15 protein-coding genes are annotated in these 16,971 nt (G+C 70.3%); 11 read left to right on the top strand and 4 right to left on the bottom strand.

Annotation, left to right across the window (positions count from 1 at the left end; all coding sequences use genetic code 11):
- The first annotated feature begins 5 nt into the window (after positions 1–5).
- Together ACZ56V_RS05730 and ACZ56V_RS05725 are read left to right on the top strand one after the other, a co-directional pair.
- Positions 6–1,616, top strand: coding sequence for an MFS transporter (locus ACZ56V_RS05730; protein WP_398914161.1), 1,611 nt, complete (start codon positions 6–8; stop codon positions 1,614–1,616).
- 273 nt (positions 1,617–1,889) lie between these two features.
- Positions 1,890–2,198: a small hydrophobic protein gene (locus tag ACZ56V_RS05725; protein WP_468940435.1), complete on the top strand. Its 309-nt coding sequence runs from the start codon at positions 1,890–1,892 to the stop codon at positions 2,196–2,198.
- A gap of 115 nt (positions 2,199–2,313) precedes the next feature.
- On the opposite strand, the gene aceE is transcribed toward ACZ56V_RS05725, so the two are convergent.
- Positions 2,314–5,070: a pyruvate dehydrogenase (acetyl-transferring), homodimeric type gene (gene aceE, locus ACZ56V_RS05720; RefSeq protein WP_356368584.1), complete on the bottom strand. Its 2,757-nt coding sequence runs from the start codon at positions 5,068–5,070 to the stop codon at positions 2,314–2,316.
- A 422-nt stretch (positions 5,071–5,492) separates the two neighbouring features.
- On the opposite strand from aceE, the gene ACZ56V_RS05715 reads away from it, so the two are divergent.
- From ACZ56V_RS05715 to ACZ56V_RS05690, 6 genes are all read left to right on the top strand, one after another.
- On the top strand, positions 5,493–5,930 hold the full coding sequence (locus ACZ56V_RS05715; RefSeq protein ID WP_007449195.1) for a DUF3052 domain-containing protein: 438 nt from the start codon (positions 5,493–5,495) through the stop codon (positions 5,928–5,930).
- Between the two features lie 142 nt (positions 5,931–6,072).
- Positions 6,073–6,531, top strand: coding sequence for a peroxiredoxin (locus ACZ56V_RS05710; RefSeq protein ID WP_398914158.1), 459 nt, complete (start codon positions 6,073–6,075; stop codon positions 6,529–6,531).
- Between the two features lie 141 nt (positions 6,532–6,672).
- Positions 6,673–7,248, top strand: coding sequence for a calcium homeostasis/redox stress adaptation protein (locus ACZ56V_RS05705; protein ID WP_003976436.1), 576 nt, complete (start codon positions 6,673–6,675; stop codon positions 7,246–7,248).
- Between the two features lie 94 nt (positions 7,249–7,342).
- Positions 7,343–7,918 (top strand): TerD family protein, encoded by a 576-nt coding sequence (locus ACZ56V_RS05700; protein WP_003976437.1) that lies wholly within the window; start codon positions 7,343–7,345, stop codon positions 7,916–7,918.
- A 49-nt stretch (positions 7,919–7,967) separates the two neighbouring features.
- A complete protein-coding gene (locus ACZ56V_RS05695) occupies positions 7,968–9,110 on the top strand; it encodes a DUF475 domain-containing protein (protein WP_356368592.1) in 1,143 nt (380 codons plus the stop codon).
- Positions 9,111–9,260: 150 nt separating this feature from the next.
- Positions 9,261–9,998 carry a Tellurium resistance gene (locus tag ACZ56V_RS05690; protein ID WP_398914156.1) on the top strand — a complete coding sequence of 246 codons (738 nt, stop codon included), beginning with the start codon at positions 9,261–9,263 and terminating at the stop codon, positions 9,996–9,998.
- Positions 9,999–10,052: 54 nt separating this feature from the next.
- Here ACZ56V_RS05690 and ACZ56V_RS05685 read toward each other — a convergent pair whose 3' ends face one another.
- Positions 10,053–11,024 (bottom strand): TerD family protein, encoded by a 972-nt coding sequence (locus ACZ56V_RS05685; RefSeq protein ID WP_467377826.1) that lies wholly within the window; start codon positions 11,022–11,024, stop codon positions 10,053–10,055.
- A 207-nt stretch (positions 11,025–11,231) separates the two neighbouring features.
- On the opposite strand from ACZ56V_RS05685, the gene ACZ56V_RS05680 reads away from it, so the two are divergent.
- The 3 genes from ACZ56V_RS05680 (at position 11,232) to ACZ56V_RS05670 (ending at position 15,785) form a co-directional block, all read left to right on the top strand.
- The gene (locus ACZ56V_RS05680; RefSeq protein WP_468939587.1) at positions 11,232–12,398 is read left to right on the top strand and encodes an HpcH/HpaI aldolase/citrate lyase family protein; all 1,167 of its coding nucleotides are present in this window, start codon (positions 11,232–11,234) and stop codon (positions 12,396–12,398) included.
- 79 nt (positions 12,399–12,477) lie between these two features.
- Positions 12,478–14,973 carry a phosphoribosyltransferase gene (locus tag ACZ56V_RS05675; protein WP_468939584.1) on the top strand — a complete coding sequence of 832 codons (2,496 nt, stop codon included), beginning with the start codon at positions 12,478–12,480 and terminating at the stop codon, positions 14,971–14,973.
- The gene (locus tag ACZ56V_RS05670) at positions 14,973–15,785 is read left to right on the top strand and encodes an HAD family hydrolase (protein ID WP_398914148.1); all 813 of its coding nucleotides are present in this window, start codon (positions 14,973–14,975) and stop codon (positions 15,783–15,785) included. Before ACZ56V_RS05675 ends, ACZ56V_RS05670 begins: the two co-directional genes overlap by 1 nt.
- On the opposite strand, the gene ACZ56V_RS05665 is transcribed toward ACZ56V_RS05670, so the two are convergent.
- Positions 15,703–16,533 (bottom strand): DedA family protein, encoded by an 831-nt coding sequence (locus ACZ56V_RS05665; protein WP_398914146.1) that lies wholly within the window; start codon positions 16,531–16,533, stop codon positions 15,703–15,705. The two genes, ACZ56V_RS05670 and ACZ56V_RS05665, sit on opposite strands and share 83 nt — an antisense overlap.
- Positions 16,534–16,710: 177 nt before the next feature.
- Entirely contained in the window at positions 16,711–16,926 is a 216-nt protein-coding gene (locus ACZ56V_RS05660) for an FmdB family zinc ribbon protein (protein ID WP_076974146.1), read from the bottom strand.
- Between the last annotated feature and the right edge of the window lie 45 nt (positions 16,927–16,971).

The following is a 16,971-nucleotide window of genomic DNA, read 5'->3' as shown; positions in this document are numbered from 1 at the left end:
GCGGTATGACTAGTCAGACCACGCTCGGCAAGCCGGGACCGGGTGACGGAGCACCGACGGATTCACCGCCCGCCAAGGGATGGCGCGGCCATCCGTGGGTCACCCTCGTCACCGTCGCGGTCGGGGTCATGATGGTGGCCCTGGACGGCACCATCGTGGCGATCGCCAACCCGGCCATCCAGAGCGATCTGGGCGCCAGTCTCGCGGACGTCCAGTGGATCACCAACGCCTACTTCCTCGCCCTCGCGGTCGCCCTGATCACCGCGGGCAAGCTCGGTGACCGCTTCGGCCACCGGCAGACCTTCCTCATCGGCGTGGCGGGCTTCGCGGTCTCCTCCGGTGCCATCGGACTGTCCGGCAGTATCGGGGCGGTCATCGTCTTCCGTGTCTTCCAGGGCCTGTTCGGCGCGCTGCTGATGCCGGCCGCGCTCGGCCTGCTGCGGGCCACCTTCCCGGCCGAGAAGCTCAACATGGCCATCGGCATCTGGGGCATGGTCATCGGCGCCTCCACCGCGGGCGGCCCGATCCTCGGCGGCGTGCTGGTCGAGCACGTCAACTGGCAGTCCGTGTTCTTCATCAACGTGCCGGTGGGCATCGTGGCCGTCGTACTCGGCGTCATGATCCTGCTGGACCACCGGGCCGAGAACGCGCCGCGCTCCTTCGACATCCTCGGCATCGTGCTGCTGTCGGCCTCGATGTTCGCGCTCGTCTGGGCGCTGATCAAGGCTCCCGAGTGGGGCTGGGGCTCCGGCCAGACCTGGCTGTACATCGGCGGGTCGGTGGTGGGCTTCGCCCTGTTCTCCGTCTGGGAGACCAAGGTCAAGGAGCCGCTGATCCCGCTGGCGATGTTCCGCTCGGTGCCGCTCTCGGCCGGTGTGGTCCTGATGGTCCTGATGGCCATCGCGTTCATGGGCGGCCTGTTCTTCGTCACCTTCTACCTGCAGAACGTCCACGGCATGAGCCCGGTCGACGCCGGTCTGCACCTGCTGCCGCTCACCGGCATGATGATCGTCGCCTCGCCGCTGGCCGGTGCGATGATCACCAAGGTCGGCCCGCGCATCCCGCTGGCCGGCGGCATGGCGTGCACCGCGGTCGCCATGTTCGGTATCTCCACGCTGGAGACGGACACCGGCAGCGGTGTGATGTCGATCTGGTTCGCCCTGCTGGGCCTCGGCCTCGCGCCCGTCATGGTCGGCGCCACCGAGGTCATCGTCGGCAACGCGCCGATGGAGCTCTCCGGCGTGGCCGGCGGACTCCAGCAGGCGGCGATGCAGATCGGCGGCAGCCTCGGCACGGCCGTGCTGGGCGCCGTGATGGCCTCCAAGGTCGACAGCGACCTCCCGGGCAACTGGGCGGACGCGGGCCTGCCCGAGCTGACGCCGGAACAGGCGCACCAGGCGTCCGAGGCGGTCCGGGTCGGCGTTCCGCCGGTGGCGGAGGGCACCCCCGCCGAGGTCGCCGGGAAGATCGCGAACGTCGCCCACGACACCTTCATCTCCGGCATGAGCCTGGCCTCGCTCGTGGCCGCCGGGGTCGCGGTCGTGGCGGTGTTCGTCGCCTTCCTCACCAAGCGGGGCGACAACGCGGAGGCGGGCTCGGGCGTCGGACACATCTGATCCGCGCCCCTGACGTGATCCGCGCCCTTGAGGCCGCGGGCCCGCGCATTCCCGGCCCCGTCACCCTGGTTCGTCCATCAGGGTGACGCGGCCCGCGAACCCTCCCCTCCGCCGGACACCGCAGGTCACAGTGGGTCAAGTCCTCCGCAGGGCACGGAGGGCGAGAGGCTGCGGCGCGCTGCCGGAGGGGGGCGGCGCGCAGGCAGCACATGCGAAGCAGGCATGACACGCCGTACGGGGGTACCCGAACTCCACGGAGAGTTCAGGGAGTTGATGATGGCGAGCTTCGGACAGGGATCGCGCAGGCACCCCCGCTCACGTGGCCGGACGTGGTCACGGACCGGGCCGGACCGCGCGACCCTCGCGATCGTGGGAGTCGTCTGCGCGGTCGCCGGTTTCTTCGCACTGGGCATCGTTCTCGGCCCCGCGGCGATCGTCTGCGGCTGGCTCGCGATGGACCGCAGCTGGGCGGGTTCCCGCCCGGTCCCGGCCGTGGTCGCCCTGGTCCTGGGGGCCATCGACACGCTCCTGGCGCTCATCGGGCTCATCGGAGCGACGACTCCGGGCTACGGCGTGTTCTAGCGCCGTACGGCGGCTTCACCTGTCGCCCGGATGTTCCCCACCCCCGCCCGTCACGGACGGGGGTGAGCCATGTGCGGCACCGGCCGCCGTGGGCCACGGCGGCCGGCGTCCCGCCCTACGCGTCCCCGCCGGCCACTCCCGGGTCCGCCGCCGTCACGTCGAGCAGCCGGTACCGGTCGATCGCCTGCTTCAGCACCGACCGGTCGACCTTCCCCTCCCGCGCCAGCTCGCTCAGCACGCCCACCACGATCGACTCCGCGTCGATGTGGAAGAACCGCCGCGCCGCCCCCCGCGTGTCCGCGAAGCCGAACCCGTCCGCGCCCAGCGACTGGTACGTCCCCGGCACCCAGCGCGCGATCTGGTCCGGCACCGACCGCATCCAGTCGGACACCGCCACGAACGGCCCCTGCGCGCCCGCCAGTTTGCGGGTCACGTACGGGACCCGCTGCTCCTCCTCGGGGTGCAGCAGGTTGTGCTCCTCGCAGGCCACCGCCTCGCGCCGCAGCTCGTTCCAGGAGGTCGCCGACCAGACGTCGGCACGCACGTTCCACTCGTCGGCGAGGATCCGCTGCGCCTCCACCGCCCACGGCACCGCGACGCCCGACGCCATGATCTGCGCCGGGATCGAGCCGCCCGTGCCCTCGCTGAAGCGGTACACGCCCTTGAGGATGCCCTCGACGTCCACGTTCTCGGGCTCGGCCGGGTGCCGGATGGGCTCGTTGTAGACGGTGAGGTAGTAGAAGACGTCCTCGCCGTGCGGGTGTCGCTCGTCCCCGCCGTACATCCGGCGCAGCCCGTCCTTGACGATGTGCGCGATCTCGAACCCGAAGGCGGGGTCGTACGCCACGCACGCCGGGTTGGTAGAGGCCAGCAACTGCGAGTGGCCGTCCGCGTGCTGGAGGCCCTCACCGGTCAGCGTCGTACGGCCCGCGGTCGCGCCCAGGACGAAACCGCGCGCCAACTGGTCGCCCATCTGCCAGAACTGGTCGCCGGTGCGCTGGAAACCGAACATCGAGTAGAAGACGTACACCGGGATGAGCGGCTCGCCGTGTGTGGCGTACGCCGAGCCCGCCGCGATCAGCGAGGCCGTGCAGCCGGCCTCGGAGATGCCGTCGTGCAGCATCTGCCCGTTCGGCGCCTCCTTGTAGGCGAGCAGCAGATCGCGGTCCACGGACTCGTACTGCTGCCCGAGCGGGTTGTAGATCTTCGCGCTCGGGAAGAACGAGTCCATGCCGAACGTGCGGTACTCGTCCGGCGCGATCAGCACGAACCGCTTGCCGATCTCCTTGTCCCGCATGAGGTCCTTCAGCAGCCGGACAAAGGCCATCGTCGTCGCGATGGACTGCTGCCCCGATCCCTTCTTCACGGTCGCGTACGTCTTGTCGTCCGGCAGGGGGAGCGGCTTCGAGCGGACGACGCGGGTCGGCACGTACCCGCCGCAGCCCAGGCGCCGGTCGTGCATGTACTGCATCTCCTCGGTGTCCCGGCCCGGGTGGTAGTACGGCGGCGGACCGGACTCCAGCTCCTTGTCGGAGATCGGCAGGTGCAGCCGGTCGCGGAAGCGCTTGAGGTCGTCGACCGTCAGCTTCTTCATCTGGTGCGTGGCGTTGCGGCCCTCGAAGTTGGGGCCCAGCGTCCAGCCCTTGATCGTCTTGGCCAGGACGACCGTCGGCTGGCCCTTGTGCTCGAGGGCGGCCTTGTACGCCGCGTAGATCTTGCGGTGGTCGTGACCGCCGCGGCCCAGGTGCAGGATCTGGTCGTCGGTCATGTTCTCGACCATCGCGCGCAGCCGGTGGTCGTCGCCGAAGAAGTGGTCGCGGATGTACGCGCCGGACTCGGTGGCGTACGTCTGGAACTGGCCGTCCGGGGTCGTGTTCATGCGGTTGACCAGCACGCCGTCGCGGTCCTGGGCGAGCAGCGGGTCCCAGGTGCGGTCCCAGACCAGCTTGATCACGTTCCAGCCGGCGCCCCGGAAGATCGATTCCAGCTCCTGGATGATCTTGCCGTTGCCGCGCACCGGGCCGTCCAGGCGCTGGAGGTTGCAGTTGACCACGAAGGTCAGGTTGTCCAGGCCCTCCCGGGCGGCGATGGACAGCTGGCCCAGCGACTCCGGCTCGTCCATCTCGCCGTCGCCGAGGAAGGCCCACACGTGCGACTTGGACGTGTCCGCGATCCCGCGCGCGTGCATGTAGCGGTTCATCCGGGCCTGGAAGATCGCGCCGATCGGGCCGAGGCCCATGGAGACCGTCGGGAACTCCCAGAAGTCCGGCATCGACCGCGGATGGGGGTACGAGGACAGCGCGTGCGGCGCCTTGGACTTCTCCTGGCGGAAGCCGTCGAGGTGCTCCTCGCTGAGCCGGTCCAGCAGGTACGCGCGCGCGTAGATGCCCGGTGAGGCGTGCCCCTGGAAGAAGACCTGGTCGCCGCCGTCGCCCTCGTCCTTGCCCCGGAAGAAGTGGTTGAAGCCCACGTCGTACAGCGAGGCGGAGGAGGCGAAGGTCGCGATGTGACCGCCGACGCCGATACCGGGCCGCTGCGCGCGCGAGACCATCACCGCCGCGTTCCAGCGGGTGGCGTTGAGGATCTTGCGCTCGATCTCCTCGTTGCCGGGGAAGAACGGCTCGCTCTTGGTCGGGATGGTGTTGACGTAGTCCGTGCTGCGCATCTCGGGCACGGCCACGCGCTTCTCGCGGGCTCGCTCGATCAGCCGCAGCATCAGGTACCGGGCCCGCTCCCGGCCGCGCTCGTCGACGGCGGCGTCGAGGGAGTCGAGCCACTCCTGGGTTTCCTCGGGATCGAAGTCAGGTACCTGACTGGGAAGGCCGCCAATGATGATCGGACTGCGATCACTGCGATCGGATGCGGAAGCCACGCTGTTCCTTCGCTGTCAGAGGGCCGTATTTCCGGTGTCTTGCCGGGTTTCTTTCCCGGATTCCTTCCGGGTTCCTGCGCCGATTCCCCCGCCGGTTCCCCATCGTGTACCTCGCGGGGGCGATCGTCATCTGTACCGTGGGGTAACCGGTTCTCCCGTGAGGGTCGGGGGCACGTTCATTCGAGTCTCGTACCCACACATGGTTCCCAAATACGCAAACGGGGCAGATAGGTGTGGTGTACGTCACCTTCGGGCTGGACGGCATGGCTGGAGTTGCGACGACACGGCCGGGATCGTCACCGTTTCGGCGGTCCCAGAGGCCGGGTACTTGCGCGATCCGTCCCGCCCGTGTGGACTACGGCCAAGCTTCGCGCACGCGCGTGGCTGAAGACATCTACCGAAACATGATCAGGAGGCAACCCGTGAGCGCGACCGCGGACCACGCGGAGGAGCGGACGAACCCTGCCGCCAGGCTGGGTTTCCAGCCCGGGCAGGTGGTCCAGGAGATCGGCTACGACGACGACGTCGACCAGGAGCTCCGCGAGGCCATTGAGGGCGCCGTCGAGGGCGAGCTGGTGGACGAGGACTACGAGGACGTGGCCGATGCCGTCGTGCTGTGGTTCCGTGACGACGACGGCGACCTGACGGATGCGCTGGTGGATGCCACCACGTACATCGAAGAGGGCGGGTCGATCCTCCTTCTCACGCCGAAGACCGGCCGTGACGGTTACGTCGAGGCCAGTGACATCTCGGAAGCCTCGACGACCGCCGGACTGACGGCGTCCAAGAGCGTCAGCGTCGGCAAGGACTGGAGCGGCAGCCGGCTGGCGACGCCCAAGGCCGCCAAGTCCAAGCGGTAGCCCGCCGGGCTCCGTGACACCCCGGACCCCGGACGGGCCGGCAGCCGACCGCTGTCGGCCCGTCCGCGGGTCCGCGACCGTCCCTGCGTAGGGTGTTTCCAGCGCAACACGGAAAACCTCCTGCTGAAGGGACGAACGGGACATGGCGATCCAGGTCGGCGACAAGGCCCCCGACTTCGAACTCAAGGACAACCACGGCGCGACCGTCCGGCTGTCCGAGTTCCGCGGCCGGAAGAACGTCGTGCTGCTCTTCTACCCCTTCGCCTTCACCGGTGTGTGCACCGGTGAGCTCTGCGAGGTGCGCGACCACCTGCCGCAGTTCGCCGACCGTGACACCCAGGTGCTCGCCGTCTCCAACGACTCCATCCACACCCTGCGCGTCTTCGCCGAGCAGGAGGGCCTGGAGTACCCCCTGCTGTCCGACTTCTGGCCGCACGGCAACGTCTCGCGCGCCTACGGCGTCTTCGACGAGGACAAGGGGTGCGCCGTCCGCGGCACCTTCGTGATCGACCAGGAGGGCGTCGTGCGCTGGACCGTGGTCAACGGTCTGCCGGACGCCCGTGACCTGACCGAGTACGTAAAGGCGCTCGACGCCCTGTGACCGGCGTCCGCCGGGCCGACACCACGTGATTCGTCGGCTCCGGGGACTGCGGGGCGCGGGAACCCGTCACTAGGATCGACTCGTTGATCCGATATCCACGCACTACGGGGCACCCCGCCCCTGGACACCAATGGAGGACTCGTGGGAGTCAGCCTCAGCAAGGGCGGCAACGTTTCGCTGACCAAGGAGGCCCCCGGCCTGACCGCGGTCATCGTCGGTCTGGGGTGGGACATCCGCACCACGACCGGTACCGACTTCGACCTCGACGCCAGCGCGCTGCTGCTGAACAGCGGCGGCAAGGTCGCCAGTGACGCGCACTTCATCTTCTTCAACAACCTGAAGAGCCCGGACGGATCGGTCGAGCACACCGGCGACAACATCACCGGTGAGGGCGAGGGCGACGACGAGCAGATCAAGATCAACCTCGCCACGGTCCCCGCCGACATCGAGAAGATCGTCTTCCCGGTCTCGATCTACGACGCCGAGAACCGCCAGCAGTCCTTCGGCCAGGTGCGCAACGCGTTCATCCGCGTCGTCAACCAGGCCGGCGAGGCCGAGATCGCCCGCTACGACCTGAGCGAGGACGCCTCCACGGAGACCGCCATGGTCTTCGGCGAGCTGTACCGCCACGGCGCGGAGTGGAAGTTCCGTGCCATCGGCCAGGGCTACGCCTCCGGCCTGCGCGGCATCGCCCAGGACTTCGGCGTGAACGTCTGAGCGACCGTCTCGACACGTCCGGCGCCGCACGGTTTACGTGCGGCGCCGGACGCGCAGGAAACCCAAGAACCATCACCCGGGGAGGGACCATCACATGGGCGTCACGCTTGCCAAGGGCGGCAACGTCTCCCTGTCCAAGGCCGCACCGAACCTCACACAGGTACTGGTCGGGCTCGGCTGGGACGCGCGTTCCACCACCGGAGCACCCTTCGACCTCGACGCGAGCGCACTCGTGTGCAGCAGCGGCCGGGTGCTCGGCGACGAGTGGTTCGTCTTCTACAACCAGCTCAAGAGCCCGGACGGCTCGATCGAGCACACCGGCGACAACCTCACCGGCGAGGGTGACGGCGACGACGAGTCGCTGCTGGTCGACCTCTCCAAGGTGCCGGCCCACTGCGACAAGATCGTCTTCCCGGTCTCGATCCACATGGCCGACGAGCGCGGCCAGACCTTCGGCCAGGTCAGCAACGCCTTCATCCGGGTCGTCAACCAGGCCGACGGCCAGGAGCTGGCCCGCTACGACCTCAGCGAGGACGCCTCCACGGAGACCGCGATGATCTTCGGCGAGCTCTACCGCTACCAGGGCGAGTGGAAGTTCCGTGCAGTGGGGCAGGGGTACGCGTCGGGGCTTCGGGGCATCGCTCTAGACTTCGGAGTCAACGTTTCGTAAAGCCGAGTACGGCGCGGGGGAGCCCCGTACACACACGATTGGGTAGCCAGTGCTTCTGAAAACCTTCGGCTGGTCGTTCGCGGTCACCGCGCTCGGCCTGGTCGCGGCGGTCTTCTACGGGGGGTGGACCGCCTTCGGCATCGTCGCGATCCTCTCCATCATGGAGATCTCGCTGTCCTTCGACAACGCGGTGGTCAACGCCGGGATCCTGAAGAAGATGAATGCCTTCTGGCAGAAGATCTTCCTCACCATCGGCATCCTCATCGCCGTGTTCGGCATGCGCCTGGTCTTCCCGGTCGTGATCGTGGCGATCAGCGCCCAGCTCGGACCGATCGAGGCCGTCGACCTCGCGCTCACCGACAAGGACCGCTATCAGGAGCTGGTGACGGACGCCCATCCGTCGATCGCCGCCTTCGGTGGCATGTTCCTTCTGATGATCTTCCTCGACTTCATCTTCGAGGACCGGGACATCAAGTGGCTGGCCTGGCTGGAGCGTCCGCTGGCCAAGCTCGGCAAGGTCGACATGCTGTCGGTCTGCATCGCCCTGATCGTGCTGCTCGTCTCCGCGATCACCTTCGGCGCCCACGCCCACCAGCACGGCGGCGCCCATGCCGACAAGGCCGAGACGGTCCTGCTGGCGGGCATCGCGGGCCTGATCACCTACATGATCGTCGGCGGTCTCTCCGGCTACTTCGAGGACAAACTCGAAGAGGAGGAGGAACGGGAGCACGAGGAGGAAGAGGAAGCCGCGCGCACCGGCAAGCCCAAGTCGGCCGTCAAGCTGGCCGGCAAGGCCGCGTTCTTCATGTTCCTCTACCTGGAGGTCCTGGACGCGTCCTTCTCCTTCGACGGTGTCATCGGCGCCTTCGCCATCACCAACGACATCGTCCTGATGGCCCTGGGTCTGGGCATCGGCGCCATGTACGTCCGTTCGCTCACGGTCTACCTGGTCCGCCAGGGCACCCTCGACGACTACGTCTACCTGGAGCACGGCGCGCACTACGCCATCGGCGCCCTCGCCGTGATCCTGCTGGTCACCATCCAGTACGAGATCCACGAGATCATCACCGGCCTCGTCGGCGTCGCCCTGATCGGCTGGTCCTTCTTCTCCTCCGTGCGCCGCAACAAGCGGCTCGCCGCGGCCGGGGGAGACGGCGACCAGAAGAAGGCGGAGGTCTCCTCCGGGGTGTGAAACCCCTGATCCCCGGGCCGGGCGCGCCCCCGGTGCGCCCGCACCCCTGGTGTGAACCCGGTCCGGACGAGGAACGCTCTGAGCGGGGCGGCCGACGAGGACGACTCCTCGGGGCCGCCCCGTCGGCGGTGACGCGAAGGTGGGGCGGGAATGGGCTTCCTGGACGGGCTGTGGCGCGGCCGCGAGTCCGAGTTCGACTCGGGCAGTGCGGCGACCAACTCCATACAGCTGACCAAACGGCACAGCCAGGTCTCCCTGACCAAGCAGGGCGCGGCGACCGGCAACCTCCGCATCAACCTCTCCTGGCGGATGCGGACCTCCGACATCTCGGGCACCCAGCGGGAGAGCCTGCTGCGGCACCCCTTCAAGGCGCTCAAGCCCCCCGAGGTCGTCGGCCACAGCCAGAGCATGGTCAACGTCGACCTCGACCTCGGCTGCCTCTACGAACTCCAGGACGGCACCCGCGGGGTGGTGCAGCCGCTCGGCGGCTTCCTGGGCGACGTCAACGCCCCGCCCTACGTCAAGCTCAGCGGCGACGACCGCTTCGGCTCGGCCTCCGGCGAGACGATCTACGTCAACCTCGACCACAAGGACGCCATCAAGCGCCTGCTGCTCTTCGCCTACATCTACGACCAGACCCCCGCCTTCGACCGGACCCACGCCATCGTCACGCTCTACCCGAGCAACGGCCCCCGCATCGAGATAGGCCTGGACGAACGCCATCCGCAGGCGCGGTCCTGCGCCGTGGTGATGATCGAGAACGTCAAGGACGAGATCATCGTCCGCCGCGAGGTGAAGTTCGTCTACGGCTTCCAGGGCGAACTGGACCGGCTGTACGGCTGGGGCCTGCAATGGGGCCGGGGGCACAAGAGCAAGGCGGAGCGCTGAGCCCCGCCCGCACCGCCGCGGCCTCCCGCGGCCGAGCCAGGCCGCCCGTGGTGGTTACCGGCCGACGAACTGCGGGCCCTGCGGGGGCAGCCGGAAGTCCGGATCGGGTGCCCCGGTGACCGGTTGCGGATAGCCGTAGCCGGACTGCGCCCCGGTGACCCCGGCCGCCGCGGGCGCCTGCGGATACCCGTACCCGGGCCGCCCGGCGTCCGGCTGGGGATAGCCGTAGGCGGGCGGGGCCGTCGGCGGCTGCTGCGGATAGCCGTACGCGGGCTGCGCCGGTACACCGGCGGGCTGCTCCGGCGGCAGTGGCCGCGAGGTCTCCGGGAGGGGCTGCACGGCCGTCGGGTGGTCGGGGCCGACGACCTGCGGAGCGGGCATGGACTGGGCGGGCGTGGGCTGCTCGGGTGTGGCCTGGGACGGTGCGGACGGGGCAGCCGTCGTCTGTTCGGGCCGAGGGGCCGAGATGGGGTCGTCCGCCCCCTCCGACTCGTCCACCGAGATGCCGAAGTCGGTCGCCAGGCCCTTGAGCCCGTTGGAGTAGCCCTCGCCCAGCGCCCGGAACTTCCAGCCGTCCCCGCGCCGGTACAGCTCGCCGCAGATCAGCGCCGTCTCCTGGCCGGTCTCCGGTGTGACGTCGAAGTACGCCAGCGGCTCCGTGTCGGCGGCGGCGTCGTGCAGCAGGATGCGCAGCGACCGGACGTGTTCGAAGGGCACGCCGTCCGCCGAGGCGACCAGCAGGATGCGGCCCACGGAGGGCTCGACACCGGACAGGTCCGTCTGGATGGTGTCGGTCAGGCCCTCGGTGACGCGCTTCTTGCCGAGCCGCCAGACCTGACCGGAGGGGTGCCGTGGCTGGTTGTAGAAGACGAAGTCCTCGTCGGAACGCACGCGGTCGTCCGGCCCCAGCAGCAGCGCGGAGGCGTCGACGTCGGGGACCCCCTGCCCGGGAGTCCAGCGCAGCACGGCGCGTACCGTGGTGGCTTGCAGCGGGACGTTCGACCCCTTCAGCATCGCGTGCGTCATGTCGTCATCCTGCCCTCTCGGTCCTGGTCACGACAACGCGGGGGCGGGTACTCGGCCCGTGTCCGCCCGCCCCGGGTCGCCCTCGCCGACATGGCCGGGTTACCTGGAATTCATGCCCGGTGGGAACCTCCGACATGGATACCTACGTACTATTACCGGCCACCTTTCGACGATTCCAGGTCGCCCAGACACCGCGGGGGAGTTTAAATGCGTCATTTCGGACAGATAGCCCCTGATGTACGGAAGCGTCTCTTTCACCAGGAACCCTGCTCCTTCACGGCGGACTCGCCGGCCAGGCTGCTGTCCGCGGCCCTCGGCGCCACGCTCTACAGCCCGGCCACCCGGCCGAGCCTCGCCGACGACATCCTGAAGCAGGGCGCGCGCGGACTGGTGTCGATGGTGCTGTGCCTGGAGGACTCGATCGACGACGCCGACGTACCCCTCGGCGAGGCGAACCTCGTCCGTCAGCTCACGGACCTGGAGAAACGTTCCGACGGCGACGTCCCCCTGCTGTTCGTCCGGGTCCGCACCCCCGAACAGATCCCCGACCTCGTACGGCGCCTCGGCCCCGCCGTCCGGCTGCTGTCCGGGTTCGTGCTGCCGAAGTTCACCGGGGAACGCGGCATGCCCTTCCTGGAGGCGCTCGCCGCCGCCGAGGCCGGCAGCGGCCGCAGGCTCTTCGCCATGCCCGTGCTCGAATCCCCGGACCTGCTGTACCGGGAGTCCCGGGTGCAGACGCTGGAGGGCATCTTCCGCGCGGTCGACAAGTACCGGGACCGGGTGCTCGCCCTGCGGCTCGGCGTGACCGACTTCTGCTCCTCCTACGGGCTGCGCCGAGGCCCCGACATGACCGCCTACGACGTCCAGATCGTCGCCTCCGTGATCGCCGACGTGGTCAACATGCTCGCCCGCGCCGACGGCACCGGATTCACGGTGACCGGGCCCGTGTGGGAGTACTTCCGCGTCCAGGAGCGGATGTTCAAACCGCAACTGCGGCAGAGCCCGTTCCTCGAGGGGCAGGCCGTCGAGCTGCGCCAGAAGCTCATCGAGCACTCCATGGACGGCCTGCTGCGCGAGATCTCCCTGGACCGGGCCAACGGCCTGCTGGGCAAGACCTGCATCCACCCCTCGCACGTGCTGCCCGTGCACGCACTGTCCGTGGTCAGCCACGAGGAGTTCAGCGACGCCCAGGACATCCTGCGGCCCGAACGATGCGGCGGCGGCGTGATGAGGTCGGCGTACACGAACAAGATGAACGAGGTGAAGCCCCACCGCGCCTGGGCCGAGCGGACCCTGCTGCGCGCCGAGGTCTTCGGGGTGGCGAACGAGGACATCGGCTTCGTGGAACTGCTCGCCGCCGGCCTGTCCGACTGAACGCCGGGCGACCGGACGCAAGCGATCCATGACCGACGCCGGGGCCCGTGCCGCGGCGGACAACGGGAGGCACGAGTACATGACCGACAGGGCGCACGCCGAGGGCCACGCCGAAGAGCGCGTCGGAGCCTGGTCCGGCAGCTGGGTCGCCGAGCGGCTCGGCGTCGAACTCACCGGCGACGAGGCGCTGACCGGCCTGCTCGGCCTCGCCCTGCGCCGCAACCCCAAGCGGGCGCATCTGCTCGTCTCCAACGTGCTCGGCAAACACGTCCCGCAGTCGCCCTCCGTCGTCCACGGCCACGGCGTCGCCCTCGGCCGACGCGTCCGCGACCTGCTCGGTGCCGAGGCCGCCGGACGCGCCGTCGTCCTCGGCTACGCGGAGACCGCCACCGGCCTCGGCCACTCCGTCGCCGACGGCCTGGGCCCCGCCCCCTACCTGCACTCCACCCGCCGTCCGGTCACCGGAGTCGCCCGGGCCGGCGGCTTCGAGGAGTCCCACTCGCACGCGACGTCCCACCTCCTGCTGCCCGAGGACCCCGCGCTGCTGGCCGGGGACGGGCCGCTGGTCCTGGTCGACGACGAGTTCTCCACCGGCAACACGGTGCTCAACACCGTCCGCGCCCTGCACCAGCGCTATCCCCGCAAGCGGTACGTCGTGGTGGCCCTGGTCGACATGCGCTCGCCCGCGGACGCCGGCCGACTGGACGACTTCGCCCGGGAGATCGGCGCCCGCGTGGACCTGGTGACCACCGCCTCCGGCACCGTCCGACTGCCCCCGGGAGTGCTGGAGAAGGGCCAGGAACTGGTCGCCCGCCACGAGACGGCGGCCACGGACCCGTCCGGTCGGGCCCCGGCCGCGGCGGTGTCCGGCACCGTACGGCGCGTCGAACTGCACTGGCCCCACGACGTGCCCGACGGCGGACGGCACGGCTTCACCGCGGCCCACCGGGCCCGGCTGGAGGCCGCCCTGCCCGCCATGGCGGCGCGGATCGCCGAGGCGCTGCCCGCCGGGGCCCGCCGCGTCCTCGTCCTCGGCTTCGAGGAACTCATGTACGCCCCCCTCCGTCTGGCCCAGGCCCTGGAGCAGACCGTCGGCGGCGGCGTCGCCGTGCGCTACTCCACCACCACCCGCTCTCCCGTCCTCGCCGTCGACGACCCCGGTTACGCCATCCGCACCCGCCTGGTCTTCCCCGCGCACGACGACCCGGCCGACGGCCCCGGCGAGCGTTACGCCTACAACGTCGCGGGCGCCGGCTTCGTCGCCGTCGTCGCCGTCGTCGACTCGGCCGCCGACACCCCCGCGCTGCACGCCCCGGACGGACTGAAGGCCCAGCTCGCCGCACACGTCCCGCACGTCCTGCTCGCGGTCGTCCCGTCGTACGTACCGACCGCCCCGCACGCCCCCGAAAGGCCCTCCATGCTGCCCGAGCCCCTGCGCGGCCCCGACTTCTCCTCGTACGCGCCCGACGAGGTCGGCTGGCTGCTCCAGGACCTCTCGGAGGTGACGCTGGAGGCCCCGACCGAGGAGCGCGAGGAGGCGATCCAGCGCGGCGGCGCGCACTACGCGGAGTCGCTGCCCGTGGAGTACCAGCCCAGCGAGCAGTACCAGCAGCTGTTCCACGCGGCGCTGGAGACGTCCGCCGCGCGGCTGGCGCGCGCCGTCGGCGCCGTCACCGAGATCGTCCTCGCGGAGCGCTCGCCCCGCCCGGTCCTGGTCTCCCTCGCCCGCGCGGGGACCCCTGTCGGCGTTCTGATGCGCCGCTGGGCGCGGTTCCGCCACGGGCTCGACCTCCCGCACTACGCCGTGTCGATCGTCCGGGGCCGCGGCATCGACGCCAACGCGCTGCGGTGGCTGGCCGGCCACCACGACCCCGCCGACGTCGTCTTCGTCGACGGGTGGACCGGCAAGGGCGCCATCACCCGCGAACTCGCCGCGGCCCTGCGCGCGTTCGAGACCTCCGACGGCATCAGCGGCTTCGACCCGGAGATCGCCGTACTGGCCGACCCCGGCTCCTGCGTGCGCACCTACGGCACCCGGGACGACTTCCTCATCCCCTCCGCCTGCCTCAACTCCACCGTCTCCGGACTGATATCCCGCACCGTGCTCCGCGCCGACCTGGTCGGCCCGCACGACTTCCACGGCGCGAAGTTCTACCGCGAACTCGCCGGCGCCGACCTGTCACCGGTCTTCCTCGACGCCGTCTCCGCCCGCTTCCCCGAGGTCACGGACACGGTCGAGGCGCAGGCGAAGGACCTCCTCTCCGCCGACCGCACCCCCACCTGGGAAGGCTGGGCCGCCGTCGAGCGCATCAGCGAGGAGTACGGCATCCACGACGTGAACCTCGTCAAGCCCGGCGTCGGCGAGACCACGCGGGTGATGCTGCGCCGCGTCCCGTGGAAGGTGCTGGCCCGGGCGGGCGCCGGCGCCGACCTGGACCACGTCCGCCTGCTGGCCGAACAGCGGGGCGTCCCCGTGGAGGAGGTCGCCGACCTCCCGTACACCTGCGTCGGCCTGATCCACCCGCAGTACACGCGGGGCGCCACCGGCGCCGACGGCAAGGCGGTGGCGCTCTGATGCCGGTGCTCGTCGCCAGCGACCTCGACCGCACGCTCATCTACTCCGCGGCCGCCCTCGGACTGACCATGCCCGACCTGAGGGCACCCCGCCTGCTGTGCGTGGAGGTCTACGAGAGCAGACCCCTGTCCTACCTGACCGAGACGGCCGCCCAACTGCTCACCGACCTCGGCGACTCGGCCCTCTTCGTGCCCACCACCACCCGGACCCGCAAGCAGTACCAGCGGATCAACCTCCCCGGCCCGCCGTCGAAGTACGCGATCTGCGCCAACGGCGGTCACCTGCTGGTGGACGGCGTCTCCGACCCCGGCTGGCACGCCCGGGTGACCGCACGGCTGGCCGACGAATGCGCCTCGCTGGCCGAGGTCCGCGACCACCTGATGAACACCGCCGACCCGCTGTGGGTGCGCAAGCACCGGGTCGCCGAGGACCTCTTCGCCTACCTCGTCGTCGAACGCGACCTGCTGCCGCAGGACTGGGTGAAGGAACTCGCCGTGTGGGCGGAGAACCGCGGCTGGACCGTGTCCCTCCAGGGCCGCAAGATCTACGCCGTCCCCAAACCGCTCACCAAGAGCGCCGCCGTGCACGAGGTCGCCCGCCGCACCGGCGCCGAACTCACCCTCGCCGCCGGCGACTCGCTCCTCGACGCCGACCTGCTCCTGGCCGCCGACCGCGGCTGGCGCCCGGGCCACGGCGAACTGGCCGACTCCGGGTGGACGGCTCCGACGATCAGCGCCTTGCCCGAGCGCGGCGTCCTGGCCGGTGAGCGGATCCTCCGCGAGTTCCTGCGTGCGGCGGGCCCGGCTCGCTGAACCCGCCGTCCGGGCCCCCGGCACCGCCTCCGGCGCCGGGGCCGCCGTCGTCGTCGGCCGGCGGCCGTGTGTCGTGCCGCCCGTCGTCTCCGCGGCCCCGCCGCCGGTGACCGGCGCCCGGCCGCACCAGACGCATGCCGACGAAGACCACCAGCGCCAGGGCGGCTGCCGCGAGGATCACCTTCGAGTAGGTGGAGGCGATGCCCGAGACCGTCGACCAGTTGTCCCCCAGCGCGTAGCCCGCGAGCACGAACACGGTGTTCCAGATCGCACTGCCCAGCGTCGTCAGGGCGAGGAAGACCGGCAGCCGCATCCGCTCCACGCCCGCCGGAACGGAGATCAGGCTGCGGAAGATGGGGATCATCCGGCCGAAGAACACCGCCTTGGTCCCGTGCCGGAGGAACCACGCCTCCGTCTTCTCTATGTCGGACACCTTCACCAGCGGCAGCTTCCCCGCTATCGCCACCGTGCGGTCCCGGCCGAGCAGGGCACCGATCCCGTACAGGGCGAGCGCGCCGATCACCGAACCCGCGGTCGTCCACAGCAGGACGGCGATCAGGTTCATCCGGCCGGAGCTCGCCGCGAACCCGGCGAGCGGCAGGATCACCTCGCTCGGCAGGGGAGGGAAGAGATTCTCCAGAGCGATGGCGAGACCGGCACCGGGGGCACCGAGGGCGTCCATGAGGTCGTTGATCCACTGCGGTGCCGCACCGCTGTCCGCGGCCGACTGCGCTGCGATGGCTGTCATGACGGCCACGCTAGGAAACCGCGGCTGAAGGGACCCTGAGGAAGACCGCACGATCGGCTGCGGTCACACCCCGCGGCTGGCTCCTGCTGGACGGCATACGCAACCCCGGTTCACTGGTCCTGGGCAGCCCGGGCGGCTTGTTCCTCGTGTTCCTCGCCGTGCGGGGAATATGCGGCCTCAGCCGCAGCAGCCGCCACCGCAGCAACCGCCACCGCCGCCGCCCGACGACGGTGCCGGTGCGGAGGCCGAGCCGCCGACCGCGACCGTCGACAGCAGTTTCACCGTGTCGTCGTGGCCCGCCGGGCAGGCGGCCGGAGCCGAGGACTCGGCCATCGGACGGCTCAGTTCGAACGTGTCGCCGCAGCTGCGGCAGCGGTACTCGTAGCGAGGCATGCGCACAGGTTAACCGGCACCGGTCGGCTGAGGGTCCTGGTGCTC

The sequence above is a fragment of the Streptomyces sp. NPDC034099 genome, assembly GCF_055575415.1.
This window is presented reverse-complemented; position numbering and strand designations above follow the sequence as displayed.